At 66.0% G+C, this 24696-nt stretch carries 22 protein-coding genes; 14 read left to right on the forward strand and 8 right to left on the reverse strand.

Annotated elements, in window-relative coordinates:
• The first annotated feature begins 40 nt into the window (after positions 1-40).
• The 7 genes from trmB to KP010_RS18270 all read left to right on the forward strand — a co-directional run bounded on the left by trmB (position 41) and on the right by KP010_RS18270 (position 6013).
• Positions 41-775 carry a tRNA (guanosine(46)-N7)-methyltransferase TrmB gene (gene trmB / locus KP010_RS18240; RefSeq protein ID WP_142863001.1) on the forward strand — a complete coding sequence of 245 codons (735 nt, stop codon included), beginning with the start codon at positions 41-43 and terminating at the stop codon, positions 773-775.
• Between the two features lie 22 nt (positions 776-797).
• The gene (gene trxA, locus KP010_RS18245) at positions 798-1691 is read left to right on the forward strand and encodes a thioredoxin (RefSeq protein WP_142863000.1); all 894 of its coding nucleotides are present in this window, start codon (positions 798-800) and stop codon (positions 1689-1691) included.
• A 46-nt stretch (positions 1692-1737) separates the two neighbouring features.
• On the forward strand, positions 1738-2406 hold the full coding sequence (locus tag KP010_RS18250) for an LON peptidase substrate-binding domain-containing protein (RefSeq protein WP_108916709.1): 669 nt from the start codon (positions 1738-1740) through the stop codon (positions 2404-2406).
• A 164-nt stretch (positions 2407-2570) separates the two neighbouring features.
• Entirely contained in the window at positions 2571-2795 is a 225-nt protein-coding gene (locus tag KP010_RS18255) for a Trm112 family protein (RefSeq protein ID WP_108916766.1), read from the forward strand.
• Between the two features lie 6 nt (positions 2796-2801).
• On the forward strand, positions 2802-3665 hold the full coding sequence (locus KP010_RS18260) for an acyl-CoA thioesterase II (protein ID WP_142862998.1): 864 nt from the start codon (positions 2802-2804) through the stop codon (positions 3663-3665).
• 472 nt (positions 3666-4137) lie between these two features.
• Positions 4138-4476 carry a P-II family nitrogen regulator gene (locus KP010_RS18265; RefSeq protein ID WP_108916707.1) on the forward strand — a complete coding sequence of 113 codons (339 nt, stop codon included), beginning with the start codon at positions 4138-4140 and terminating at the stop codon, positions 4474-4476.
• Between the two features lie 31 nt (positions 4477-4507).
• Complete coding sequence (locus KP010_RS18270) at positions 4508-6013, forward strand: ammonium transporter (protein WP_142862997.1); 1506 nt, start codon at positions 4508-4510, stop codon at positions 6011-6013.
• A gap of 84 nt (positions 6014-6097) precedes the next feature.
• Here KP010_RS18270 and KP010_RS18275 read toward each other — a convergent pair whose 3' ends face one another.
• The 4 genes from KP010_RS18275 to KP010_RS18290 all read right to left on the reverse strand — a co-directional run bounded on the left by KP010_RS18275 (position 6098) and on the right by KP010_RS18290 (position 8657).
• The gene (locus KP010_RS18275) at positions 6098-6811 is read right to left on the reverse strand and encodes a cyclopropane-fatty-acyl-phospholipid synthase family protein (RefSeq protein ID WP_142862996.1); all 714 of its coding nucleotides are present in this window, start codon (positions 6809-6811) and stop codon (positions 6098-6100) included.
• Between the two features lie 32 nt (positions 6812-6843).
• Positions 6844-7932 carry a heat-inducible transcriptional repressor HrcA gene (hrcA, locus tag KP010_RS18280; RefSeq protein ID WP_142862995.1) on the reverse strand — a complete coding sequence of 363 codons (1089 nt, stop codon included), beginning with the start codon at positions 7930-7932 and terminating at the stop codon, positions 6844-6846.
• Between the two features lie 99 nt (positions 7933-8031).
• Positions 8032-8379, reverse strand: a complete 348-nt coding sequence (locus tag KP010_RS18285; RefSeq protein WP_142862994.1) for a type II toxin-antitoxin system RelE/ParE family toxin — start codon at positions 8377-8379, stop codon at positions 8032-8034.
• Positions 8376-8657 carry a type II toxin-antitoxin system ParD family antitoxin gene (locus KP010_RS18290; RefSeq protein WP_142862993.1) on the reverse strand — a complete coding sequence of 94 codons (282 nt, stop codon included), beginning with the start codon at positions 8655-8657 and terminating at the stop codon, positions 8376-8378. The genes KP010_RS18285 and KP010_RS18290 overlap by 4 nt, the downstream gene beginning before the upstream one ends.
• A 103-nt stretch (positions 8658-8760) precedes the next feature.
• On the opposite strand from KP010_RS18290, the gene KP010_RS18295 reads away from it, so the two are divergent.
• Positions 8761-9801 (forward strand): patatin-like phospholipase family protein, encoded by a 1041-nt coding sequence (locus KP010_RS18295; protein WP_142863063.1) that lies wholly within the window; start codon positions 8761-8763, stop codon positions 9799-9801.
• On the opposite strand, the gene KP010_RS18300 is transcribed toward KP010_RS18295, so the two are convergent.
• Both KP010_RS18300 and KP010_RS18305 read right to left on the reverse strand, forming a co-directional pair.
• Positions 9792-11036, reverse strand: a complete 1245-nt coding sequence (locus KP010_RS18300) for a glycosyltransferase (RefSeq protein ID WP_142862992.1) — start codon at positions 11034-11036, stop codon at positions 9792-9794. The two genes, KP010_RS18295 and KP010_RS18300, sit on opposite strands and share 10 nt — an antisense overlap.
• A gap of 14 nt (positions 11037-11050) precedes the next feature.
• A complete protein-coding gene (locus KP010_RS18305; protein ID WP_246659847.1) occupies positions 11051-12136 on the reverse strand; it encodes a glycosyltransferase in 1086 nt (361 codons plus the stop codon).
• A gap of 430 nt (positions 12137-12566) precedes the next feature.
• On the opposite strand from KP010_RS18305, the gene KP010_RS18310 reads away from it, so the two are divergent.
• Positions 12567-13466, forward strand: coding sequence for a hypothetical protein (locus KP010_RS18310; RefSeq protein WP_166144924.1), 900 nt, complete (start codon positions 12567-12569; stop codon positions 13464-13466).
• A gap of 81 nt (positions 13467-13547) precedes the next feature.
• Positions 13548-14711, forward strand: a complete 1164-nt coding sequence (locus KP010_RS18315; RefSeq protein WP_108916700.1) for an LptF/LptG family permease — start codon at positions 13548-13550, stop codon at positions 14709-14711.
• 55 nt (positions 14712-14766) lie between these two features.
• Here KP010_RS18315 and KP010_RS18320 read toward each other — a convergent pair whose 3' ends face one another.
• Entirely contained in the window at positions 14767-15507 is a 741-nt protein-coding gene (locus KP010_RS18320) for an ABC transporter ATP-binding protein (protein WP_108916699.1), read from the reverse strand.
• Entirely contained in the window at positions 15497-16237 is a 741-nt protein-coding gene (locus tag KP010_RS18325) for an ABC transporter permease (RefSeq protein ID WP_244594625.1), read from the reverse strand. Before KP010_RS18325 ends, KP010_RS18320 begins: the two co-directional genes overlap by 11 nt.
• A gap of 258 nt (positions 16238-16495) precedes the next feature.
• Between KP010_RS18325 and trxA (KP010_RS18330) the strand changes: the two genes are divergently transcribed.
• The 4 genes from trxA (KP010_RS18330) (at position 16496) to KP010_RS18345 (ending at position 24644) form a co-directional block, all read left to right on the forward strand.
• The gene (gene trxA, locus KP010_RS18330) at positions 16496-16822 is read left to right on the forward strand and encodes a thioredoxin (RefSeq protein ID WP_108916697.1); all 327 of its coding nucleotides are present in this window, start codon (positions 16496-16498) and stop codon (positions 16820-16822) included.
• Positions 16823-16862: 40 nt separating this feature from the next.
• A complete protein-coding gene (modB, locus tag KP010_RS18335; protein WP_108916696.1) occupies positions 16863-17582 on the forward strand; it encodes a molybdate ABC transporter permease subunit in 720 nt (239 codons plus the stop codon).
• Positions 17579-18673 carry a molybdenum ABC transporter ATP-binding protein gene (gene modC, locus KP010_RS18340; RefSeq protein WP_142864208.1) on the forward strand — a complete coding sequence of 365 codons (1095 nt, stop codon included), beginning with the start codon at positions 17579-17581 and terminating at the stop codon, positions 18671-18673. Before modB ends, modC begins: the two co-directional genes overlap by 4 nt.
• Before the next feature lie 493 nt (positions 18674-19166).
• The gene (locus tag KP010_RS18345) at positions 19167-24644 is read left to right on the forward strand and encodes a hypothetical protein (protein WP_216281283.1); all 5478 of its coding nucleotides are present in this window, start codon (positions 19167-19169) and stop codon (positions 24642-24644) included.
• The last annotated feature ends 52 nt before the right edge of the window (positions 24645-24696 follow it).

Genomic DNA, 24696 nt, shown 5'->3' on the forward strand with positions numbered 1-24696 from the left:
CGGAAGAGACGAAGTCGAAGAAAACGCCGAAGACAAGGCCATGAACGATGAAATCGGCGGCGCGGCCCCTGTGGCGCGCCGCCTCTACGGCCGCAGCAAGGGCAAGGCGCTCCGCGCCGGCCAGGCGCGCCTGCTGCAAGAGCTTTTGCCGAAGCTGACGCTCGATCTCTCGCAGCCCTGTCCCTGCGCGAAGACCCTGTTTTCGACGCAGGTCGAGGACGTGTTTCTGGAAATCGGCTTCGGCGGCGGCGAGCATCTGATCGCCGCCGCGGCCGCCCGGCCCGATATCGGCTTCATCGGCTGCGAGCCTTTCGTCAACGGAATGGCCAAGCTGCTCGCGCGGATCGACGCGCTCGGCCTCGCCAATATTCGCCTTCACCAGGGCGATGCGGCCGAGGTCGTCGGCTGGCTGCCGCAGGCGAGCCTCGGCCGAACCTTTCTCTTTTATCCCGACCCGTGGCCCAAGCGCCGGCATCGCAAGCGCCGCTTCGTCTCGAATGAGACATTGGCGGCGCTCGCCCATGTGCTGCGACCCGGCGGGGAATTGCGTTTCGCCACCGATATCGACGATTATGCCGGCTGGACGCTGGCGCGCGTCCGAGAGTCCACGGATTTTGCATGGACCGCAGCGGCCGCGGCGGACTGGCTGACGCCCTGGCAGGGCTGGACACAGACAAAATACGAGGCGAAAGCGATGGCGGCCGGACGCAAACCGGTCTATCTGACTTTCGAAAGGCGTCGAGGACGCGAACGAGGCCGAGCGAGCGACGCCTAGCTCTACGGCGGGAGACGGTGCGATGGCGGCGGAACTGACGGCGCAAGACGACGCCCGAACGACCGAAACGACGACGGCGAATTTCCGCGCCGATGTTTTGGAAGCGTCGCTGCGCCAGCCCGTGCTGGTCGATTTCTGGGCGCCCTGGTGCGAGCCCTGCAAGCAGCTCGCGCCCGTCCTGGAGCGGGCGGTGAAGGCCGCCGGCGGGCGCGTGAAGCTCGTCAAGATGAACATCGACGAGCATCCCGAGATCGCCGGCCAGCTCGGCGTCAAATCCATTCCCGCGGTCGTCGCCTTCCAGCGCGGACGGCCGGCGGACGGCTTCGTCGGCGCGCTGCCGGAAAAGCAGCTGCGCGGCTTCATCGAGCGGCTCGCCGGCCCGCTCGAGGACGAGGGAACCGACGATTTTCTCACCGCCGAGGCGCTGATCGGCGACGGCCAGATCGAGGCCGCCGAAGCGATCCTGCTGGAGCTCGTCGCGAGAACCCCGCCTTTCGCCAAAGCGGCGGCGGAACTCACCCGCCTCTATGTGGAGCAGGATCGTCTCGCCGATGCGCAGGCGCTGCTCGACGGCCTCGCCGCCGCGGTCCGCGCCGATCCGCTGGTCGCAGCGGCGGCGGCGTCGCTCGAAAATGCGCTCGCCGCCTCCGATCTCGGCGAGATCGACGAGCTGCAGAAGCGCGTCGCTTTCGACCCCGACGACCTGCAGGCGCGCTTCGATCTCGCCCTCGCGCTCAACGCCAAGGGCAAGCGCGACGAGGCCGCCACCGCGCTGCTTGACATCATCCGAAAGGACCGTAGTTGGAGCGACGACGGGGCGCGGAAGCAGCTCATCCAATTCTTCGACGCCTGGGGGCCGCTCGACAAAGCGACAATAGGCGCGAGGCGACGCCTGTCGTCGCTGCTGTTCTCCTGATGCGAGCGAGTTTCTCGAGGAGTAGCGGCGATCGCCGCTGACCGACATGAGCGTCAATCACCCCTATAGAGATTCGAGCGCGCTGCCGGGCGTCATTCCGGTGTTTCCGTTGACGCGCGCGCTGCTGCTGCCGCGCGGCGAGCTGCCGCTCAACATATTCGAGCCGCGCTATCTGGCCATGGTCGACGACGCCATCGCCTCGCAGCGCGTCATCGGCATGATCCAGCCCCTGCCCGGCCAGGACGAGCACGAGCAGACGCCCGTGCTGCATCGCATCGGCTGCGCCGGACGGATCACGCGCTTCTCGGAGACCGGCGACGGCCGCTATCTGATCTCGCTCACCGGCATAGCGCGCTTTCGCATAGAGGAGGAACTGCCGAGGACGCTGGCCTATCGGACCTGCCGGGTCGCCTATGACGATTTCCTCATCGACCTCGAGCCGGGCGCCGGCGAGGACGACGTCGATCGCACAGGGATGATCCGAATGCTGCGCGAATTCGCCGACGGCTCACAGCTCGACGTGGACTGGACCAGCATAGACGCCGCCCCCAATGAGGCGCTGGTCAATGCGCTCGCCATGATGAGCCCTTTCGGCTCGGACGAGAAGCAGGCGCTGCTCGAGGCGGTCGATCTGCGCTCGCGCGCCGAGATTCTCGTCGCGCTGGCCGAGCTCGATCTGGCCCAGAACAGCGACGATCCGCCGCAATTCCATTAAAAGTGCGCGAATTTCGATCGTTGAACGTTTCCGTTCGATGGAAACGCGTCGAAACAGGAGCTTGGGATTTATCTGTCGTTCATCGAAGCACGGAAAAATCCTGGAGACTTTTCCCGCCGCTGCGGCATATACCGCTTCTCTCTCGCCAGCAGAAAGGCGCCATGATGAGCGACAAATCCGAGAAGCGCGAGGGCGAGGACGCCTCCGCCTCCGAAGCGACCAAGGTCGATCCGCGTCTTTTGGAGATTTTGGTCTGCCCGCTGACCAAATCGACGCTCGAATATGATTCCGAACGCCAGGAGCTGATCTCCCGCTCCGCGCGGCTCGCCTATCCGATCCGCGACGGCATCCCCATCATGCTGCCGGAGGAGGCGCGGCAGGTCGACTGAGCCCTCATGGACGCGTCAAACCCAACGCGCGAATTGCTCGCGCTTCTCGACATAGAGCCGATCGGCGAGGACGCCTTCCGCGGCTACAGCCGCTCCAGATTTGCCCGCGTCTACGGTGGGCAAGTGGTGGGCCAGGCGCTCGTGGCCGCACAGCGCACCGTGCCCGCCGACCGGCCCGCCCATTCGCTGCACGCCTATTTCATCCTGCCCGGCGACCCGAGGACGCCGATCGATTTTTTCGTCCAGCGCCTGCGCGACGGCAAGAGCTTCACGACGCGGCGGTGCGAGGCCAAGCAGAACGGCAGGACGATTTTTTCGATGGAGGCCTCGTTCCAGATCGACGAGCCCGGCCTCGAGCACGCGTTTGCGCCGCCGCAGGTCCCTGCGCCCGAAGGCCTGCCGACGAAAAGCGCTCTGGCCGAGCGCTTCGCCGAATTTCTGCCGCTCGGCGCCTCGGAGTGCATCGCCGGCTCGCCCTCGGTGGATCTGCGCGTCGTCGATCCACACGGCTTTTTTTTGAACGACGCCGTAGCGGATACGCGGCAGTTCATCTGGTTCAGAATCGTCGATCGCATCGGCGACGATCTGGCGGAGCATCAGGCCCTGCTCGCCTATCTTTCGGACATGACGCTGCTCAATACGGCGCTCGTCAAGCACGGACGTACGATTTTCGACGAGCGGCTGCAGGTCGCGAGCCTGGACCACGCCCTATGGCTCCATCGGCCGTTCCGCGTCGACGAATGGCTGCTGTACACGCAGGACAGCCCGACCGCCGCCGGCGCGCGCACGCTGACGCGCGGGATGATCTTCAGCGCGGACGGGCGCCTGGTGGCCTCGGTCGCGCAGGAAGGTCTGATCCGCGACCGCTAGTCGTCAGCCTCGGACGTATGCCTCGAGAAGCGAGCCTGAGGCTCGCTCTTCGCAGCCCCTCGACTCGTTCGGTCATGTTTCTTCACGCGAAGCCGGCCCCACTTCGCTCGAAAACACTGCAATCGAAACTCGAGCAGGCTGCTGATTATTTAATAGGCGCCTGCCGCCTTTTTCCAGGCGCCTCCGCTTTCGCGCAATGAGGCCCCGCATGTGAAGGCCTCCGGCAAAACGCCCCTCCCCCATGCGCGGCCGATCACTTCCGACGCCCTGCGGCGCTTCGCCACGGATTTGATTCGATTTGACGTTCTTTTCTGAATTGGCGCGCTCGGCGAAACCGGGCGAGAGCTGGCACGGCATTTGAAGGCTGGCGGCATGAGCACAACGGTGCTCGTCATGGCCCTCGCCATATTGGGCGCCGTCTCGCGACGCGAGCCGTCACAGCCATGTAGGTCCAGAACAACAGGATAGGCAGATGAAAATCGTGACAGCGATCATCAAGCCCTTCAAGCTCGATGAGGTCCGAGACGCGCTGACGAACATCGGCGTCCACGGTCTCACCGTGACAGAAGTCAAGGGATACGGGCGTCAGAAGGGTCATACCGAGATCTACCGCGGCGCGGAATACGCCGTCAGCTTCCTGCCGAAGCTGAAAATCGAGGTGGCCGTGACGTCCGAGCTCGTCGCCAAGGCCATAGAAGCGATCACGGCGGCCGCCCACACCGGCCAGATCGGCGACGGCAAGATTTTCGTCCTTCCCCTCGAGCAGACGATCCGCATCCGCACCGGCGAGCGCGACGCCGACGCGCTCTGACCCACTCACGAAAAATCACCAGGAGTTCCAAATGAGACTTCGTCTGCCTCGGAGCCTGTCTGCGGCTTCGACTCTCGTCGGCGCGGCGATCGCCGTGGGCCTCGCCGATCCCGCCCTCGCCGCGGGCAATGCGCCCGTCCCCAATCCCGGCGACACGGCCTGGGTGCTCATTTCCGCGGCGCTGGTGCTGATGATGTCGGTGCCGGGCCTCGCTCTGTTCTACGGCGGCCTGGTGCGCTCGAAGAACATGCTGTCCGTGCTCACGCAGACCTTCGCGATCGTCGCGCTGGTCGGCGTCGTCTGGACGCTCTACGGCTATTCGCTCGCCTTCGGCGACGGCGGCTCGCTCAACGCCTACATCGGCGGCTTCAACAAGCTGTTCCTGAAGGGCGTCGACGCCTCCTCCAACGCGCCGACCTTCACCCCCGGCCATGTGATTCCGGAATACGCGTATTTCGTGTTCCAGATGACCTTCGCCATGATCACGCCGGCGCTGATCATCGGCGCCTTCGCCGAGCGCATCAAATTCTCGGCGGCCTTCGTCTTCGTGCTGCTGTGGGTGACGATCATCTATTTCCCGGTCGCGCATTGGGTGTGGGGCGTCGCGGATCCGAACGCTCTCGTCGATGCGGCCACCAAGCTCGCCGCCGCGACGACCGATGAAGCCAAGACCGCCGCTCAGGGCGAGATCGACACGCTGCTCGGCTCGGTCGGCTGGATCGCCGGCGGCCTCGCTCCCTGGATGAAGGGCACGGGCGCGCTGGACTTCGCGGGCGGCACCGTCGTCCACATCAACGCGGGCATCGCCGGCTTCGTCGGCGCGCTGATCCTCGGCAAGCGCATCGGCTATGGCAAGGAGGCGCTGCCGCCTCACTCGCTGACGCTGTCCATGGTCGGCGCCTCGCTGCTGTGGGTGGGCTGGTTCGGCTTCAACGCCGGCTCCAACCTCGAGGCCAATGGAACGACGGCGCTCGCCTTCGTCAACACGATGGTGGCGACCGCCGCGGCGGCGCTCTCCTGGCTGCTGACGGAATGGGCGCTGAAGGGCAAGCCCTCGCTGCTCGGCCTCATCTCTGGCGCCGTCGCCGGCCTCGTCGCGGTGACGCCGGCCTCCGGCTTCGCCGGTCCGATCGGCTCCATCGCGCTCGGCTTCATCGTCTCGCCGATCAGCCTGTTCTTCGTCTCCAAGGTGAAGAACCTCTTCGGCTATGACGACTCGCTCGACGTGTTCGGCGTGCACGCCATAGGCGGGATCACCGGCGCTCTGGCCACCGGCATTCTGGTGAGCCCGGACCTCGGCGGCGTCGGCATCACCGACTACACCAACATCGGCGAGAATTTCGCCGGCAAATACGACATGGCGCAGCAGATGATCTCGCAGGCGACGGCCGTCGGCGCGACGATCCTCTACTCGGGCGTCGGCTCGGCGATCCTCTACAAGATCGTCGATGTGGTGATCGGCCTGCGCGTCGCCCCCGACCAGGAGCGCGAGGGCCTCGACATCGCCGAGCACGGCGAGCGCGCCTACAACTACTGAGACCTTCGTCTCACGAAAAGCGGAACGGCGCCCCACGGGGCGCCGTTTTTGTTTGTGGGCCTACGGACACACGCGCCATCGCGCTCAGACTCGTTTCGTCATCGCCCAGCCGCCGAAGAGGAATGTCTGATAGAAGCGGATGGGCGCGTCGAAGCCCGCCTCGTGCAGCAATTCGAGCAATTCGCTCTCGGAAACGAAGGCGATGTCATTCTCGATATGGGCGCGATCCTTCTCCAGTTCCGGCGCCGCGCCCCCGTGAGACGCGTAGGACGCCAGCCATGCGTCCAGCAGCGCGCCGAATTCGCTCGAAGCTCTGTCACAGAAAAGGTCGGCGAGGAGGAACGATCCTCCGGGCTTCAGCAGCGACGAGATCGCGCGGAAATAAGCGAGCTTCTCCTCCCGCCCCACGATGAAGTGCGACACGAATATCGACGAAGCGGCGTCGAAGGACGTCGCCGATCGAAACTCCTGCAGACGCCCCTGGAAATAGGCGACGCGCTCCGCCATGCCCGCGGCGGCGACACGGTTGCGGCAAGCCGTCGTCATATCGCTCGAGACGTCGACCGCGGTGAAGCGCCACAGAGGAAAGCGGCGGCCGAGAGCGAGAATTTCGGCGCCCGTTCCGGAGCCGGCGGAGAGAAATTCGGCGCGCTCCGGCAGGCGCGAGAGCCAAGCTGCTGTCATCTGGTGCAACGCGTCATAGCTCGGACAGAACGATCGAATGCGCCGATCGTATCGCGTCGCGGACGCCTCGTCGAAATGCGCCGCCGCATCGAATGCAGCGTCGGGCCGTGACATGAAAATCCCCTATCCAAATCGGCGCGCGAGCGCTAACCGCCCACGACGCGCGCCACCACTTTCGCCGTGTAATCCACCATGGGCACGATGCGCGCGTAATTGAGCCGCGTCGGACCGATGATGCCGAGCGCGCCGACGATGCGCTTGTTGCCGTCGCGCAAAGGCGCGGCGATCATGGACGAGCCGGAGAGCGAGAACAGCCGGTTCTCCGAGCCGATGAAGATGCGCACGCCCTCCCCGGTCTCGGCGCGCTCCAGGAGATCGATGACCTCCGTCTTGGTCTCGAGATCGGAGAACAGCAGGCGGATGCGGTCGAGATCGGCCATAGCGGTCAGATCCTCGAGCAGATTGGCCTGGCCGCGCACGATCAGCTGACGATGCTCCGCCCCCGCCCCTCCCCAGCTGGCGAGCCCGGCGTCGACGAGCCGGGCAGTCAATTCGTCGAGCTCGGTCTGCGCGATCTTGCGCGCATCCTCTATCTCCGAGCGGACCTGGCCGAGGGTGAGGCCGCGAATGCGAGCGTTGAGATAATTGGCCGCCTCGATCAGCGAGGAGGCCGGCAGATCGCGCGGCACCTGCAGCACGCGATTTTCGACCGAGCCGTCCTCGCCGACGAGAATGGCGAGCGCGCGCTCCGGCTCCAAACGCACGAATTCGATCTGCTTGAGCCGCGCATTGTCCTTGCTGGTCACCACCACGGCGGCGCCGCGGGTGAGGCCGGAGAGCAGGCTCGTCGCCTCGGCCAGCACGCCTTCGAGGTCATGGTCCTTGGAGGCGGCCTCGACCTGCGCCTCGATCTGCGCGCGCTCGTCTTCCGCGATGTCGCCGATCTGCAGAAGCGAATCGACGAAAAAGCGCAGGCCGAGCTCGGTCGGCAGGCGGCCGGCGCTGGTGTGCGGCGCATAGACGAGGCCGAGCTCCTCCAGATCCTGCATCACATTGCGCACGGAGGCGGGCGACAGCGCCATGGGCAGCAGCCGCGACAGCTGGCGCGAGCCGACGGGATCGCCGCTCGACAGATAGGTGTCGACGATCTGACGAAAGATTTCGCGCGGCCGATCGCCGAGATTGGCGAAGCTCTGCGCGCCGGCGGGAGGGATCGAGTTGCCCATGCGGATCATGACGGGAGAATGGCGCCTCGGCGGCGCGGGTCAAGCCCGGTCTGCGCGAAGGAGCGAAGGGATTTCAAATAGGCGCTCCGCGCCGAGCTGGCCACGGCGTCAGCCGATATCTGGCGGAACATGCCGAGCGAGGTCCATGGCGTCATGCAGGATGCGCAGCACTTCGACCACCTTCCCCTCCGCCACGCGATACATGATGAAATGCCGTCCGCGGCGGCGGCCGCGCCTTGCGAGGTGGAGCGTGCGAACGCCGGGGAGGATTTCGTCGCGCGCCACGCTGCCCGCCACATTCGGCCCTTGCGTCAGCTCGGCGAGGGCGTCCATGAGCGTCGCTTTGTAGATTGCCGTCTGGCGCGGCCCGAAGGTTTCGGCCGTATATTGCAGAATGCGCAGAAATTCGCGCTCCGCCTCGGCGCCGAGGCGGATGCGCCAAGGCGCCTCGGTCACTTTTCCACGGCCCCGGAAGCGGCGAGCGCGTCGAGATGGGCGAGAAGCGCGGAGGCGTCGGCGAATTCTTTGAACTCCGCGCGATCGAAGGCAGAAGCGCCGTCTTGCGCTGCGCTGCGTAGAGCCTCGAGCTTGCGCGCCTCCTCGATCTCACGGCTCTCGACGAGGCGCAGGCCTTCCCGCAGAACCTCGCTCGCATTCTGATAGCGGCCGCTCTGAACGAGCGCCTCGATCAAGCTTTCCTGCCTCTCGGTGAGAACGACGTTGCGGGTCGGCATGGCGGACTCCTCGCTTTTTATAATCATAGTGTCCTTTGGCATTTTATGCCAGCACGAGCCGCGCGGGATGGCGAGCGAAGCCGACGCCCTATCTCTCCTGGATATGGTTGTGGGCGGGACAAGCGCGATGCGAGACGAAATCCTCGTCGATCTGGCTTTGCAGGGCGGCGGCGCGCATGGGGCCTTCACCTGGGGCGTGCTCGATCGGCTGATCGAGGAGCCCTGGCTGCGCATAGACGGGGTCTCCGGCACTTCCGCCGGAGCGATGAACGCCGCCGCGCTCATCCATGGATTCTCGCAGGGCGGCGTCGAGGGCGCTCGCACAGCGATGGAGGAGTTCTGGCGGCGCGTCGCCGCCGCGGCCCGCTTCAGCCCTTTGCAGCGCAGCCCGCTGGATATGCTGCTCGGCCGCTGGACGCTCGACAATTCGCCGGCCTTTCTCGCCATGGATTTGTCCTCACGGCTCGTCTCGCCCTATGACCTCAACCCCGCCGGCGCCAATCCGCTGCGCGACATATTGTGCGAGACCATCGATTTCGAGCGTCTGGCGCTCTCGCCGATCAAGCTCTTCGTGACGGCGACCAATGTGCGCACCGGCCGCGCGCGCGTCTTTCGCAACGCCGACCTTTCCGCCGAGGCGCTGCTCGCCTCAGCCTGCCTGCCGACCATGTTCCAGGCGATAGAAATCGACGGCGAGGCCTATTGGGACGGCGGCTACGCCGGCAATCCGACCATCACGCCGCTGGTGCGAGAATGCGTGTCGCAGGACACGATTTTGGTGCAGGTCAATCCGATCGAGCGCAAGGAGACGCCGCGCAGCGCGATCGATATTTTGAACCGGCTGAACGAGATTTCCTTCAACTCGCCATTGCTCAAAGAGCTGCGCATGATCGCGCTGCTGCGCGAGGTCGCCGATCCCGGCCATAGCGAGGGCGCGCGCTGGGCCTCCATGCGCATCCACGCGATCGCCACCGATATGGCGGCGGAGCTGTCGGCCTCCTCCAAGCTGATCGCGGAATGGGAGTTTCTGCTGATGCTGCGCGAGGAAGGACGGCGCCGCGCGGAGGATTTTCTCGAGCACAATGGCGATGCGCTGGGGACGCGCTCGAGCTTCGATCTCGCGGCTATGCTGGACTATGTGTAACGCGCGCCGATGAGCGCCGGCGCGAGAGCGGCGAGATTGGCGCGATAGGCGTCGAGCGAAAAATGCGCGTCATAGAAGCGGCGCATCTCGCTCGCCGCGCGTTGCGCCTCGCTGGGAACGCGCACATCGGCCACGGCGGACTGTAATGCGCGCGCGAAATCCTCCGCGCTGTCGACGATCGTCACATCGGGAAAGCGCGCGAGATCGACATGCATTCCGCGAAAGGCGTGGGTCGTCGAGAGGAGCGGCAGGCCGCTCGCCAGCGCCTCCACCGTCTTGATGGAGAGGCCATGGCCGCTGATCGTCGGCAGCAGCACGAGCCGCGCCGTCGCATAGGCGGCGCCCGGATCGTCGATGCGGCCGACGAAAGATGCGCGATGCGCCGCAAAGAGCGCGGGGTCGCGCGCCTTCACGCCGGCGTCGACATTGCCGACGATGCGTAAATGCGGAATTTTCGTATCGCCGAGCGCCTCGCGCAGGAACCAGCAGACGCTATCGACATTGGCGCTATTGTTGCTAGCGACGAGCAGAATATCCTCGCCGCCGGGGCCGAGCGGCGCTTCCGGCGCGCTCGGATAGAGCAGCGCGTGTTGCTTTTCCGGCAGCAGCGCGCGGAAATCATCATATTCCTGCGCGTTGAGATGCAGCAGAAGATCGGCGCCGCGCATCAGCGCCAGCTCGCGAGCGAGCATCTGCTCATAGGTCACGCGCGGCGGCAGCCAGGGCGCACGCTCGTTCATCAACGCGAATTGGCGCGCTTGCAGATCATGGCTGTCGAGCATTATGGGCGCGCCGCGCGCGAGGCGCTTCGCCACCGACATCAGGAAGAAATGATTGCAATGCACGAGATCGAAGCGGCGATCCATGAGGCCCAGCGGCAGTTCCGCTCGCTCGGCGACGCCGGCGCGAATGACCGCCTGATCGCCATGCAGATAAGGCCACAGAACATCGCGCAGAAAGCGCGGCGCCGCGAAAGCATGGAAAGGCGCGCCGCCGAACCAGCGCTCGCCTTTCGAGAGCTCCGGCGTCGCCTCGACGAAAGCGCGCCAGCGCCAGGCGCGATCCGGCGTGAAGCCCGGCATGTCGCATATGGCGACCGGCGCGACGCGGGCGCCGAGCGCGCGATAGGCGGCGACCTGCCCCAGCACGACGCGATACGTGCCGCAGGAATGCCATGCCGGATGCACAATGGCGACATGACGCCCGGCGAGCGGCAGAGAAGCCGTGTCTTTCATCGCTTGGGCGTCGTTCATCGCACGAGCAACGGCGCGACCGTCTCGTGCAATGCGCGCGCATAGGCGGCGGGGCTGAACATATCGTCATAGAGACGGCGCGTGTCGGAGACTTCGCGCGCGCCAGCGTCGCGACGCTGGCCGATCTCGCGCAGGGCGGCGGCGAAATCGGCGGCGTGATCGGCGAGAATGACATTGCCGAGCCGCTCGGGATCGATGGCCATGCCGCGAAACGCCCGCCGCGTGGCGATGAGCGGCGCGCCGCTCGCCATCGCCTCCACCGCCTTCACCGAGAGGCCATGCCCTTCGATCGTCGGCAGCAGCACGCAGGCGGCCTGCGCATAGATGGCGCCGATATCGTCGACGCGCCCCTTGAACAGCGCGCGGTGGGACTCGTAGAGCGATTTGTCGAGGCGCTTCACGCCGGAGTCGATATTGCCGTAGATCTCCACCTCGACGCCGGGGGCGAGCGGCGCGACCTCGCGCAGGAACCAGCGCAGGCTGACGAAATTTCCGTAATTGTCGCTGGCGACGATGATGATGCGATCGCCGCCCGGCCCGCAGGGAACCGCCGCGATGGCGGGATAGACGAGGCGATGCCGCGCCTGCGGCAGCAGACGGGCGAACTCCGCCCGCTCCTCCTCATTGAGGTGTATGCAGAGATCCGCCGCGCGCATCCACTCGAGCTCTATCGACAACATATCGTCATAGGTCACATAGGGCGGGAGGAAAAAGCCGCCTCGATTGCGCAGAATATATTGTCGCGCTTGTATGTCCTGCGTCTCGACCATGACCGGCGTATTTCTTCCACGAAGCAGTCGAGCAACAAAGGGCAGCGTGAAGTAATGATTCGCATGCACGAGATCGACATTCTCGTCTGCGAAACCGGGAGGAAGAGCGACGAGCTTGGCGAGTTCGACGAGCCAGGTCGCCTGATCGCCATGGATCAGCCGCCACCACGCATAGGCGAGAAAGGACGGCGAGAGAGCGGCGAGCCGACTCGGACCGCAGAAATAGCGCTTGTCGGCCGGCAGCTCGGCGGAGGCGGCGAAATAGGCCTCCCAGCGCGGCCCACACGGCGGCCGCGGGGCCGGCGCGTCCATCAGAGCGATGGAAATCGTCCGCGCTCCGAGCGCGCGATAGGCCTCGAGCTGGCTGACATTGACCTGATAGCTGCCGCAAGAATGCCAAGCGGCGTGAACTACCGCGACCGTCTTCCCCGCGAGTGGTCCTGCGGCGACGGAAGCATCGTTGGGAACCAGCTGCTCGATCGACCCCTCCCGTTCCGCGCGACGATGGGACGCATGGCGCTCGCGACGGGCGTCCTTTCAGAACGCCCTATGGCCGGGCGGAGTGGGGTGAAGGCCCGAGACTCGGGGCGTCACCCCCTCCCGAGCGCCTTCGGCGCTCGCCCCCCCCCTCGAAGGGACATGTGGAAACGCCTCTTCCTGCGCGTTTCCACATGTCCCGACTCCGGCGCCGTCCGCCCGCCCCCGCTTGCCCTGCGGCGGCGTTTCCAAGTAGACGGGGTATATGAGCCTTCGACCCGCAAATCCAGATTTTTCCCCGCCACGCTCCGCCCCGGACCAGAGCGGGGCCGCGGCCGGCAAGCGTTATGGAATCGCCATCGTCGGCAATGACAAGATCATCGACTGGCTGCTCCCCTTCCTCGAGAGCTATGCGCAGACCAACGCGCATCTGCCGCTCTATCTCATCCCCTATGACGAGAATGTCGCGCAGACGCGGCGCGCGGCGGACATATACGGCGCGCATTTCATCGAGGAGGTTCCCGAGGCGATCGACCGGCTCGCCGCAGAGCTCTATCCCGGCCCGTTCAACGGCAATCGCCGCCGGCTGCGCAAGCTGCAGGCCCTCGCCCTGCCGCTGGACGAGGTCGCCTATGTCGATGTCGATGTGGTGCTCTATCGCGATTTCTCGCCCATTTTCGGCCGGCTCGAGGCCAAGAAGACGGAATTCATCGTCGCCTCGCCGAGCTTCGAATATGTCTATAACGAGAAGAAGGCCAATTACCCCTTCCTGCGCGACGCGCTGCTGTTCAACGACGGCTTCTGGGTCACGTCCAACCAATATTTGAAGCTCGATCATTTCATCGAGACGATGCGCGAGGACGCCAAGCTCTTCCATGAGGTGCGCAAGCGCGGGCAGCTCTTCGCCCAGCCTCTGGTGAATTTCGTGACGCATCGGCGCGGGCTCGCCATCACGCTTTTGCCGCATTGCGTCGAGCGCGCCTCGCATGAGAGCTTCTATCAGGCGCCCGGAATCACCTTCTCCGAGGGCAAGCCGCTCGATCCCGACGGCAAGGAAATCTACTTCTGCCATTGGGCGGGGGCGACCGCCCTCCCCTCGACGGGCGTTTTCGACGCCTCGTGGAAGGAGTTTTCCAAAGCCGCCTGGGAAAAATTTCGCAAATAGGCCGAATTCCGCTATGAGACTGCCGTGCGGCGGCGGCCCTCCCTCCGGGACGGGTCGATTTCGTCGCACGGAACAGGACACATGCCTCGCCTACTTTTCCTCTATCTCGCACGGCGCATCCTGTTCAGCACGCTCGTCGTCCAGCTCGCGCTCATCGTGCCGGTCGTGCTCTCCTATCTGCTCTACACGCTGACGCCGGCGGCGATTCGCGCCGGCCTGCTGGCCCCGGCGCTGGTCGGCACCATGCCGACGGTCGGCTTCATCACTCTGCCCATGGCGATCGGCGTCGCGACGGCGCTCGAATTCGCGCGCATGTCCAATGAGGGGATGATCGCCGTGCTCTATGCGCTGCGGCTCTCGGTTTGGTCCTTGTGCCGGCCGGCGCTCGTCTGCGCTGGCGCGCTGGTGATCTTCGGCTATGGGATCGCCAATCTCATGGCGCCCTATTACGCCAGCGGCCTGCAGGACGTCATCAATGTGGTGCGCAATTCGCTCAATCACCGCATGTTGGACGCGGCACATTTCTACACTTTCGACAATGGGGTGAAGACGCTCTATCTCCAGCGCTGGGAGACGCCGGACGTCGCCGTCAATCTCTTCGTGCGGCAAATCTCCATCGAGAAGCGCCAGGAGGAGACGATCACAGCGGCGCGCGCCGAATTCCGCCGCCAGCCCTCCGGCGTCGTGGTGGCGCTGTCCAACGGCAGCATTCAGACCAAGCCCTTCGACACGGATGAAGTGCGCATTGCCAATTTCGACGAATACGCCATGGCGCTGCCGATGCAGGGCAGCGAGGCGCTGCCGCCGCGCAATTGGCGCGGCGTCTATGAGCTGACGCTGCCGGAATTCGTCGCCAATTGGCAGATCGCCAAGCTCGACCGCCGCCAGGCCGGCGAATGGATGGCGGAGGCGGCCAAGCGCTTCGGCGTGCCCTCGCTCGCCATCGCCCATACGCTGCTGGCCATGGCGCTGGTGCTGACCTTCGGCAATGTCACGGGACGGCGCGGGGGCATGAGCTCCTTCGTCATCATCGCCATTCCGGCGGCGCACATCTTCTTTCTGGTGGCGCTCGAATCGCTGCTGCGCGCCGATGCGCGTTTCGCTTTTCTTCTGGCCGGGGCGGCGGCGCTCGAGATCGGCGCGTCGATCCTGCTGATCCACCGCCGCAATCGGAGCACCAGCCCGATGCGCGAGCTCCCCGCCTTCGAGACCATCGCCGCCGAGCCGCAGACGGTCGCGGCCTGACCGAGCTGGTCGGAAGCGAGCCCGAAGGCTCGCCCTCCTCTCGACTTAGATGGAATCACGCCGCGGCGAGCACCACGTCGCGATAATGCGGGATGACGACATCCGGCGCGCCGGTCTCGCGCACCGCGCCCTCGTCGATCCAGATCACCCGATCGCAGAGATCGCCGAGAAAGCGCAGATCGTGCGAGACCATCAAAATGGTCCCTTTCTTCGCGAAATCGGCGATGAAGGCCTCGCATTTGGCCTGGAACACTTCATCGCCGACCGACAGCGCCTCGTCGACGATCAGAATATCGGCGTCGGCGTTGGCGCAGATGGCGAAAGCGACGCGGGCCACCATGCCGCTGGAATAGAGCCGCATGGGCTGATCGAAGAAAGGCCCGATATCGGCGAATTCGGCGATGGCCGGCAGGCGCTTCTCCACCTCCTTGCGCTTCAATCCGAGGATCGCGCCGCCGATCATGGCGTTCTCGCGCCCCGTCAACAGCCCGTCGAAGCCCGAGCCCAGCGCGAGAATCGGCGCGATGCGGCCCTTTACCTCGAAGGAACCGCGCGTCGGCCGCGTGATGCCGCAGAGAATTTGCAGCAGCGTCGTCTTGCCCGCGCCATTGCGGCCGATAATGCCGACCTTCTCGCCCTTGCCGACCTCGAAGCCTATGTCGTGGAGCACCCAATGCTCCTGATAGAACTTCTTCCACAGGCCGAACAGCACCTGCTTCAGCTGGTCGTTGCGGTGCAGATAGAGCTGGAAGGCCTTGCCGACGCTGTCGCAGCGGATGATGGGTTCAGATGACATCGACGATGACCGATTTGTAGCGCATGAAGAACTGATAGCCGAACAGGAATATCCCGTAGGACACCAGCGCCAGCGCGACATAGGCGATAGGATTGGGCAGCACGCCGTCGAGCGCCACGCCGCGGAGCATCTCTATATAGTCGCCGACGGGATTGAGGCGCAGCCAGATGGAGATATGCGACGGCATTTGATCCAGACGGTAGAAGATCGGCGTCGCGAACATCAGCACCGGCACGACCGACACCATGATATGCGCCACATCGCGGGTGAAGGCGCCGAGCGCCATCAAAAACCACACCACGCCCAGCATGAAGCAGGCGAAAGGCAGAATCAGCAGCGGCGCGAAGAAAATCGTCATCGGCAGTTCGCCGGCCGTCAGCAGGCGCAGCGCCACATAGACCGCGAGGCTGATGCCGCCATAGACGAAAGCGCGAATCGTCGCCACCCAGGCGATCGTCTCGCTGGGGAAGATCGACTTTTTCACGAAGGTCACATGCTCGTGCAGCAGGCCCGGAGCGCGATAGGCGAGCTCGCTGAACAGATTGAAGACGATGAGCCCGATGAAGACGCCAGAGGCGTAATCAATAGCGCTCATCCCCGCCGACAATTGTGGAACCGTCATAGAAAACAAGACGGTATAGGTCAGCAGCATGATCAGCGGGGCGAGCACCGCCCACAATGGCCCGAGCACGGAGCCGCGGAACCTCGAGGTGAGTTCCCGCCGCACCACGGCGCGGATGAGCTCCCTATGGTGCCAGGCCCGCTCGAAAGGGGCGACATAGGCGACGAGCGGCAGTTGAGCGAGCGACAGGCCGAACCTCCCTGGATCGAATGCGGCGGCGCAGCCGCATAGACCAGTTCGGCGCCGCCTCTGTCAACGGTCCGGCCGAGTCCGCCTCAGCGGGCGGCCTCGGCAATCGGCCTCGGCTTGACGCGCCGCCGCGCCGTTCCTACTCTTTCGACAAAGTTTCAATTCGAAAGGAACGCCATGTCTGCCGCGACCGTCAAAGTCTCCGATGCGAGCTTCGAAGCCGAGGTTCTGAAATCCGACCAGCCGGTCGTCGTGGATTTCTGGGCCGAATGGTGCGGCCCCTGCCGCACCATCGCCCCGGCGCTCGAGGAGATCGCCGCCGAGCTCAAGGACAAGCTCAAAATCGTCAAGCTCAACGTCGACGAAAATCCCAATGTCGCCGGAATGCTGGGCATTCGCTCCATCCCGACGCTCATCATCTTCAAGGACGGCAAGGCCGCCTCGCAGAAGGTGGGCGCCGCGCCCAAGGGCGAATTGCTGCGCTGGATCAATGGCGCAATATAAGCGCTCGACGTAACGCGAGCGAAGGCGTAAGCACACGAGCATGACGCTCTCGGATATTGCGCCTTCGCTCGGATTCTCCCCGCAGGAGATGACGGCTATCGTCCTCAGCCTGAAGGTCGCGGGGACGGCGACGGTATTTTCCCTACCGATCGCAGTATTCGCCGCCTATGCATTGGCGCGCTGGCGCTTTCCCGGCCATACGGCGCTCAACGCCCTCATCCATCTGCCGCTGGTGATGCCGCCGGTCGTCACCGGCTTCGCGCTGCTGCTGCTGCTCGGCCGCAAGACGCCGCTCGGCGCCTTTCTCGCGGAATATTTCGGAATCGTCTTCGCCTTTCGCTGGACCGGCGCGGCGCTGGCCGCGGCGGTCATGAGCTTTCCGCTGATGATTCGGCCGATTCGCCTCTCCTTCGAGAGCATAGACGAGCGATTGGCGCAGGCCTCGCGCTCGCTCGGCGCCAACCCTTTGTGGACCTTTTTCCTGGTGACTCTGCCGCTGGCGGCTCCCGGCGTCATCGTCGGCGCCATTCTCGGCTTCGCCAAGGCGCTCGGAGAGTTCGGCGCGACGATCACCTTCGTCTCCAACATTCCCGGCGAGACGCAGACGATTCCCTCCGCCATCTATAGCTACACCCAGACGCCGGACGGCGACGCCGACGCGCTGCGGCTCGCGGCCGTATCGGCGGCGATCGCCATAGGGGCGCTCGTCGTCTCGGAAATATTGCAAAAGCGCGCCGACGCGACGAGAGCCGGCAAATGATCGGCGTCGACGTCAAATTGCGCCGGGGCGATTTCACTCTCGCCGCCGCCTTCGCCTCCAAGGCCCGCATATTGGCGCTGCATGGACCGTCTGGCTCCGGCAAGACGACGCTCGCTCATCTCGTCGCCGGCCTCGCCGCCCCCGACGAGGGTCATATAGCGGTGAACGGCGCCACGCTGGTCGATACGGCGCAGCGGCTTTTCGTTCCGCCGGAGAAGCGGCGCATCGGCCTCGTATTCCAGGACGCGCTGCTGTTTCCGCATCTCGACGTCAAGACCAACATCCTCTTCGGCCGCTTCTTCACGCCCAAGGCGGAGCGCCGCGTGCCCTTCGAGGCGGTCATCGAAACGCTCGGCGTCGCACATCTGCTGCGCCGCCGCGCCGGCGCGCTCTCGGGCGGCGAGCGGCAGCGCGTCGGCCTCGCGCGCGCGCTTTTGTGCTCGCCCCGCCTTTTGGCGATGGACGAGCCCATGGCCTCGCTCGACTATGACCGCCGCCAGGAGATCATGACGCTGATCGAGCGTCTGCGCGACGAATTCTCCATTCCGATCCTGCTCGTCTCACATGCGGCCGACGAGATATTGCGCCTCGCCGACGAAGTGATCTCGCTGGAGAAAGGCCGCATCGTCGCCAAGGGTCTGCCGTCGGAGACGCTGGCGGCGGCGAGCCGGCACATAGAAGGCGGGCGCTTCTCCGTGGTGAGCGCGCTGGAGGCGCATGTCGGCGCCTATGATACGCGCTATGGCGTGACGCGGCTCGCGCATCCAGCGGGCGAGATCATCGTCGCGGCGCATGTCGCCAATGGCGACCGGCGAGTGCGCGTGCTGATCAACGCCACTGACGTGGCGCTCGCCTATCACAAGCCCGAGAACACCAGCATTCGCACCGTGCTGCTCGGCCGCATCGCCGCGATCGACGAGGACGAGAGCCCGCTCGCCTTCGTGCGGCTCGAGCTCGAAGGCGGCGGCAAGGTCGTCTCGGCGACGACGCGGCTTTCGGTCGCCGAAATGAATTTGAGCGTCGGCGCGCAAGTCTATGCGCTGGTGAAATCCGTGGCGCTGGACGAGAGGGAGCTCGGAGCCGGCGCGTGAGCGCGCTCCTTCGCGCGGCGTTTATGCGCCGGCTCGCTACGAAAATTTCGGCGCGGCGCGAATGGTTCCCGCTCCATCCGAAACGCGGCGGACCGCCCGTCGAACGGTAGCAATTCATTAGCTCTTTCATTTAGATGTTTGTTAAGACCTCCATGTGATTATCCACACCGCGAAGCCTCCGATCCAAGACGGCCTCGCATTCGCGCCGAACAGGACAGATGATCTGTCCGCCGCCGGCCCGGCATTCGGACCCTCGAGCTCATTCGGCTCATGAGGATCCGCCGGAGGCACGGCCAGGCGCGACGGTGTTTTCCGAACCCATGTGACGACAGATTCAGCCGGCGGCGCTTTCGCGCCGGAGCGATCACTCGCGCGTCCCGCTGCATCTCGCGCTCACGCCCAATGCGGAACGAGCCCCTGCGCTCGGGCCGAGAACCGTAACGCCGTCCCTTTCGTTTCTTCGTAAACAGCTTCATTGGAAGCGGAGCGCCCGATGACCTCGATCTTGACCTCCCTCACCGCGACTCAGGTTGCCGGGCTCACCACCACCATCATCTCCAATCTGACGACGACAGACATCGCCGCGCTCAGCACCACGCAGACGGCGGCGCTGACATCGACGCAGCTCAACGTCCTCAACTCGACCGATCTCCAATATTTCGCGCAGACGCAGATCGCGGCGCTTTCGGCCAACGCCATCGCCGGCCTCTCGCTCACGCAGATCGGCAATCTGACGACCACACAGGCCGACGAATTCACCGCCACCCAGGTCGCGGCGCTCACCGCGTCGCAAATCGGCGCCCTCACCTCCACAGAGCTGGAGGGCTGGGACGCCACCCAGCTCGGCGCGCTCACCTCCACGCAGATCGGCAGGCTCACCACGACCGCGATCAGCAATCTGTCGACGACGCAGATCTCCTCGTTCAGCCAGACGCAGGTGCGCGGTCTCACCACTTCCCAGCTCAATGCGCTCAGCACCGATGATCTGATCGCGATCAATCTCGCCAATCTGACCACCTCCCAGATCGCCGGCCTCGACGCCACCGCCGCCGGCAATCTCTCCACCACTCAGGCGGAAGGCCTCACCGCCACGCAGATCGGCGCCCTCTCCGCCACCGCATTCGGCAGCCTTGCCTCGACTGAAGTCCAGGCCTGGAACACCACACAGCTCGCCGGCCTCACCGCCACGCAGCTCGGCCGGCTGACCACGACCGCGCTCGGCAATCTCTCCACCACACAGGTCGCCGACCTGACCTCGACCCAGGTGCGCGGCCTCACCGCCACGCAGATCGGCGGTCTCTCCGCCGCCTATCTCGACGCCATCGACGCCGGAGACTTCTCCACCTCGCAGATCGCCGCCTTCGGCGCGACCACGGTCGGCGATCTCTCCACCACGCAGATCGCCAATCTCACCTCGGCGCAGATCGGCGCCCTCTCGGCAACCGGCTTCGGCGCGCTCGCTTCGACCGACGTCCAGTCCTGGAACACGACCCAGCTCGCCGGCCTCACCGCAACGCAGCTCGGCCGCCTGACCACGACCGCGCTCGGCAATCTCTCCACCACCCAGGTCGCCGATCTCACCTCGACCCAGGTGCGCGGCCTCACCGCCACGCAGATCGGCGGCCTCTCCGCCGCCTATCTCGACGCCATCGACGCCGGAGACTTCTCCACCTCGCAGATCGCCGCCTTCGGCGCGACCACGGTCGGCGATCTCTCCACCACGCAGATCGCCAATCTCACCTCGGCGCAGATCGGCGCCCTCTCGGCAACCGGCTTCGGCGCGCTCGCTTCGACCGACGTCCAGTCCTGGAACACGACCCAGCTCGCCGGCCTCACCGCAACGCAGCTCGGCCGCCTGACGACGACCGCGCTCGGCAATCTCTCCACCACCCAGGTCGCCGACCTCACATCGACCCAGGTCCGCGGCCTCACCGCCACGCAGATCGGCGGCCTCTCCGCCGCCTATCTCGACGCCATCGACGCGGGAGACTTCTCCACCTCGCAGATCGCCGCCTTCGGCGCGACCACGGTCGGCGATCTCTCCACCACGCAAATCGCCAATCTCACCTCGGCGCAGATCGGCGCCCTCTCGGCAACCGGCTTCGGAGCGCTCGCCTCCACCGACGTCCAGTCCTGGAACACGACCCAGCTCGCCGGCCTCACCGCCACGCAGCTCGGCCGGCTGACCACGACCGCCCTCGGCAATCTCTCCACCACCCAGGTCGCCGATCTCACCTCGACCCAGGTGCGCGGCCTCACCGCAACGCAGATCGGCGGCCTCTCCGCCGCCTATCTCGACGCCATCGACGCCGGAGACTTCTCCACCTCGCAGATCGCCGCCTTCGGCGCGACCACGGTCGGCGATCTCTCCACCACGCAGATCGCCAATCTCACCTCGGCGCAGATCGGCGCCCTCTCGGCAACCGGCTTCGGAGCGCTCGCTTCGACCGACGTCCAGTCCTGGAACACGACCCAGCTCGCCGGCCTCACCGCCACTCAGCTCGGCCGCCTGACCACGACCGCCCTCGGCAATCTCTCCACCACCCAGGTCGCCGACCTGACCTCGACCCAGGTGCGCGGCCTCACCGCAACGCAGATCGGCGGCCTCTCCGCCGCCTATCTCGACGCCATCGACGCGGGAGACTTCTCCACCTCGCAGATCGCAGCCTTCGGCGCGACCACGGTCGGCGATCTCTCCACCACCCAGATCGCCAATCTCACCTCGACGCAGATCGGCGCCCTCTCGGCCACCGGCTTCGGCGCGCTCGCCTCGACCGACGTCCAGTCCTGGAACACCACACAGCTCGCCGGCCTCACCGCCACGCAGCTCGGCCGGCTGACCACGACCGCGCTCGGCAATCTCTCCACCACACAGGTCGCCGACCTGACCTCGACCCAGGTGCGCGGCCTCACCGCCACGCAGATCGGCGGTCTCTCCGCCGCCTATCTCGACGCCATCGACGCCGGAGACTTCTCCACCTCGCAGATCGCCGCCTTCGGCGCGACCACGGTCGGCGATCTCTCCACCACGCAGATCGCCAATCTCACCTCGGCGCAGATCGGCGCCCTCTCGGCAACCGGCTTCGGCGCGCTCGCCTCCACCGACGTCCAGTCCTGGAACACGACCCAGCTCGCCGGCCTCACCGCCACTCAGCTCGGCCGCCTGACGACGACCGCGCTCGGCAATCTCTCCACCACCCAGGTCGCCGACCTCACATCGACCCAGGTCCGCGGCCTCACCGCCACGCAGATCGGCGGCCTCTCCGCCGCCTATCTCGACGCCATCGACGCGGGAGACTTCTCCACCTCGCAGATCGCCGCCTTCGGCGCGACCACGGTCGGCGATCTCTCCACCACGCAAATCGCCAATCTCACCTCGGCGCAGATCGGCGCCCTCTCGGCAACCGGCTTCGGAGCGCTCGCTTCGACCGACGTCCAGTCCTGGAACACGACCCAGCTCGCCGGCCTCACCGCAACGCAGCTCGGCCGGCTGACCACGACCGCGCTCTCCAATCTCTCCACCACCCAGGTCACTGGTCTCACCTCGACCCAGGTGCGCGGCCTCACCGCCACGCAGATCGGCGGTCTCTCCGCCGCCTATCTCGACGCCATCGACGCGGGAGACTTCTCCACCTCGCAGATCGCCGCCTTCGGCGCGACCACGGTCGGCGATCTCTCCACCACGCAGATCGCCAATCTCACCTCGGCGCAGATCGGCGCCCTCTCGGCAACCGGCTTCGGAGCGCTCGCTTCGACCGACGTCCAGTCCTGGAACACGACCCAGCTCGCCGGCCTCACCGCCACTCAGCTCGGCCGCCTGACCACGACGGCGCTCGGCAATCTCTCCACCACCCAGGTCACTGGTCTCACCTCGACCCAGGTGCGCGGCCTCACCGCAACGCAGATCGGCGGCCTCTCCGCCGCCTATCTCGACGCCATCGACGCCGGAGACTTCTCCACCTCGCAGATCGCCGCCTTCGGCGCGACCACGGTCGGCGATCTCTCCACCACGCAAATCGCCAATCTCACCTCGGCGCAGATCGGCGCCCTCTCGGCAACCGGCTTCGGAGCGCTCGCTTCGACCGACGTCCAGTCCTGGAACACGACCCAGCTCGCCGGCCTCACCGCAACGCAGCTCGGCCGCCTGACCACGACCGCGCTCGGCAATCTCTCCACCACCCAGGTCGCCGACCTGACCTCGACCCAGGTGCGCGGCCTCACCGCAACGCAGATCGGCGGCCTCTCCGCCGCCTATCTCGACGCCATCGACGCCGGAGACTTCTCCACCTCGCAGATCGCCGCCTTCGGCGCGACCACGGTCGGCGATCTCTCCACCACGCAAATCGCCAATCTCACCTCGGCGCAGATCGGCGCCCTCTCGGCCACCGGCTTCGGCGCGCTCGCCTCGACCGACGTCCAGTCCTGGAACACGACCCAGCTCGCCGGCCTCACCGCAACGCAGCTCGGCCGGCTGACCACGACCGCGCTCTCCAATCTCTCCACCACCCAGGTCACTGGTCTCACCTCGACCCAGGTGCGCGGCCTCACCGCCACGCAGATCGGCGGCCTCTCCGCCGCCTATCTCGACGCCATCGACGCGGGAGACTTCTCCACCTCGCAGATCGCCGCCTTCGGCGCGACCACGGTCGGCGATCTCTCCACCACCCAGATCGCCAATCTCACCTCGGCGCAGATCGGCGCCCTCTCGGCAACCGGCTTCGGAGCGCTCGCCTCCACCGACGTCCAGTCCTGGAACACGACCCAGCTCGCCGGCCTCACCGCAACGCAGCTCGGCCGCCTGACGACGACGGCGCTCAGCAATCTCTCCACCACCCAGGTCGCCGATCTCACCTCGACCCAGGTGCGCGGCCTCACCGCCACGCAGATCGGCGGCCTCTCCGCCGCCTATCTCGACGCCATCGACGCGGGAGACTTCTCCACCTCGCAGATCGCAGCCTTCGGCGCGACCACGGTCGGCGATCTCTCCACCACGCAAATCGCCAATCTCACCTCGGCGCAGATCGGCGCCCTCTCGGCCACCGGCTTCGGCGCGCTCGCCTCGACCGACGTCCAGTCCTGGAACACGACCCAGCTCGCCGGCCTCACCGCAACGCAGCTCGGCCGGCTGACCACGACCGCGCTCTCCAATCTCTCCACCACCCAGGTCACTGGTCTCACCTCGACCCAGGTGCGCGGCCTCACCGCAACGCAGATCGGCGGCCTCTCCGCCGCCTATCTCGACGCCATCGACGCCGGAGACTTCTCCACCTCGCAGATCGCCGCCTTCGGCGCGACCACGGTCGGCGATCTCTCCACCACCCAGATCGCCAATCTCACCTCGGCGCAGATCGGCGCCCTCTCGGCAACCGGCTTCGGAGCGCTCGCCTCGACCGACGTCCAGTCCTGGAACACGACCCAGCTCGCCGGCCTCACCGCAACGCAGCTCGGCCGCCTGAGCACGACGGCGCTCTCCAATCTCTCCACCACCCAGGTCGCCGACCTGATCTCGACCCAGGTGCGCGGCCTCACCGCAACGCAATTGGATAATCTCTCGGCGAGCTATCTCGACGCCATCGACGCCGGCGATTTCGCGACATCGCAGATCGCAGGCCTCGACGCGACGGCGGTCGGCAATCTCACCTCTACCCAGATCGGGGCGCTGACCGCGGCCCAGATCGGCGCGGTGTCGGCGAGCGCGATCAATTCGCTGACCACCACCGAGATCGACGCTCTGAGCAGCGCTCAGGCCGCCGGCCTCACCAGGACGCAGCTCGCCGCGCTCAGCACGACGAATTTCACTGCGCTGAACGCGACGACCGGTATTCCATCGCTGACGACGTCGGCCATCGCCGGCCTGACGACGACGGATATCTCCGCTCTCACCACGACCCAGGGCAACGCCTTCACGACAACCCAGATTCAGGCAATGTCCGTGGCTCAAGCTATCGCGCTCGTGTCTCTCGTCGGCTGACGGCGGGAGGCGCGAGACGCGGTGACCTTCGTCACGCGTCCGCAACGGCGTT

The organism is Methylosinus sp. KRF6 (assembly GCF_018887255.1).
Classification (GTDB): Bacteria; Pseudomonadota; Alphaproteobacteria; order Rhizobiales; family Beijerinckiaceae; genus Methylosinus; species Methylosinus sporium.

Bases quoted from the DNA above. Each gene is read 5' to 3' on its own strand.
- KP010_RS18315 (WP_108916700.1), top strand. From the start codon at position 13,548: ATGCCTCGCCTACTTTTCCTCTATCTCGCACGGCGCATCCTGTTCAGC.
- trxA (WP_142863000.1), top strand. From the start codon at position 798: ATGGCGGCGGAACTGACGGCGCAAGACGACGCCCGAACGACCGAAACG.
- KP010_RS18295 (WP_142863063.1), top strand. From the start codon at position 8,761: ATGGTTGTGGGCGGGACAAGCGCGATGCGAGACGAAATCCTCGTCGAT.
- KP010_RS18250 (WP_108916709.1), top strand. From the start codon at position 1,738: ATGAGCGTCAATCACCCCTATAGAGATTCGAGCGCGCTGCCGGGCGTC.
- hrcA (WP_142862995.1), bottom strand. From the start codon at position 7,932: ATGATCCGCATGGGCAACTCGATCCCTCCCGCCGGCGCGCAGAGCTTC.
- KP010_RS18255 (WP_108916766.1), top strand. From the start codon at position 2,571: ATGAGCGACAAATCCGAGAAGCGCGAGGGCGAGGACGCCTCCGCCTCC.
- KP010_RS18310 (WP_166144924.1), top strand. From the start codon at position 12,567: ATGAGCCTTCGACCCGCAAATCCAGATTTTTCCCCGCCACGCTCCGCC.
- modB (WP_108916696.1), top strand. From the start codon at position 16,863: ATGACGCTCTCGGATATTGCGCCTTCGCTCGGATTCTCCCCGCAGGAG.
- KP010_RS18270 (WP_142862997.1), top strand. From the start codon at position 4,508: ATGAGACTTCGTCTGCCTCGGAGCCTGTCTGCGGCTTCGACTCTCGTC.
- modC (WP_142864208.1), top strand. From the start codon at position 17,579: ATGATCGGCGTCGACGTCAAATTGCGCCGGGGCGATTTCACTCTCGCC.
- trmB (WP_142863001.1), top strand. From the start codon at position 41: ATGAACGATGAAATCGGCGGCGCGGCCCCTGTGGCGCGCCGCCTCTAC.
- KP010_RS18300 (WP_142862992.1), bottom strand. From the start codon at position 11,036: ATGAAAGACACGGCTTCTCTGCCGCTCGCCGGGCGTCATGTCGCCATT.
- KP010_RS18260 (WP_142862998.1), top strand. From the start codon at position 2,802: ATGGACGCGTCAAACCCAACGCGCGAATTGCTCGCGCTTCTCGACATA.
- KP010_RS18275 (WP_142862996.1), bottom strand. From the start codon at position 6,811: ATGTCACGGCCCGACGCTGCATTCGATGCGGCGGCGCATTTCGACGAG.
- KP010_RS18265 (WP_108916707.1), top strand. From the start codon at position 4,138: ATGAAAATCGTGACAGCGATCATCAAGCCCTTCAAGCTCGATGAGGTC.
- KP010_RS18320 (WP_108916699.1), bottom strand. From the start codon at position 15,507: ATGTCATCTGAACCCATCATCCGCTGCGACAGCGTCGGCAAGGCCTTC.
- KP010_RS18305 (WP_246659847.1), bottom strand. From the start codon at position 12,136: ATGGACGCGCCGGCCCCGCGGCCGCCGTGTGGGCCGCGCTGGGAGGCC.
- trxA (WP_108916697.1), top strand. From the start codon at position 16,496: ATGTCTGCCGCGACCGTCAAAGTCTCCGATGCGAGCTTCGAAGCCGAG.
- KP010_RS18290 (WP_142862993.1), bottom strand. From the start codon at position 8,657: ATGCCGACCCGCAACGTCGTTCTCACCGAGAGGCAGGAAAGCTTGATC.
- KP010_RS18345 (WP_216281283.1), top strand. From the start codon at position 19,167: ATGACCTCGATCTTGACCTCCCTCACCGCGACTCAGGTTGCCGGGCTC.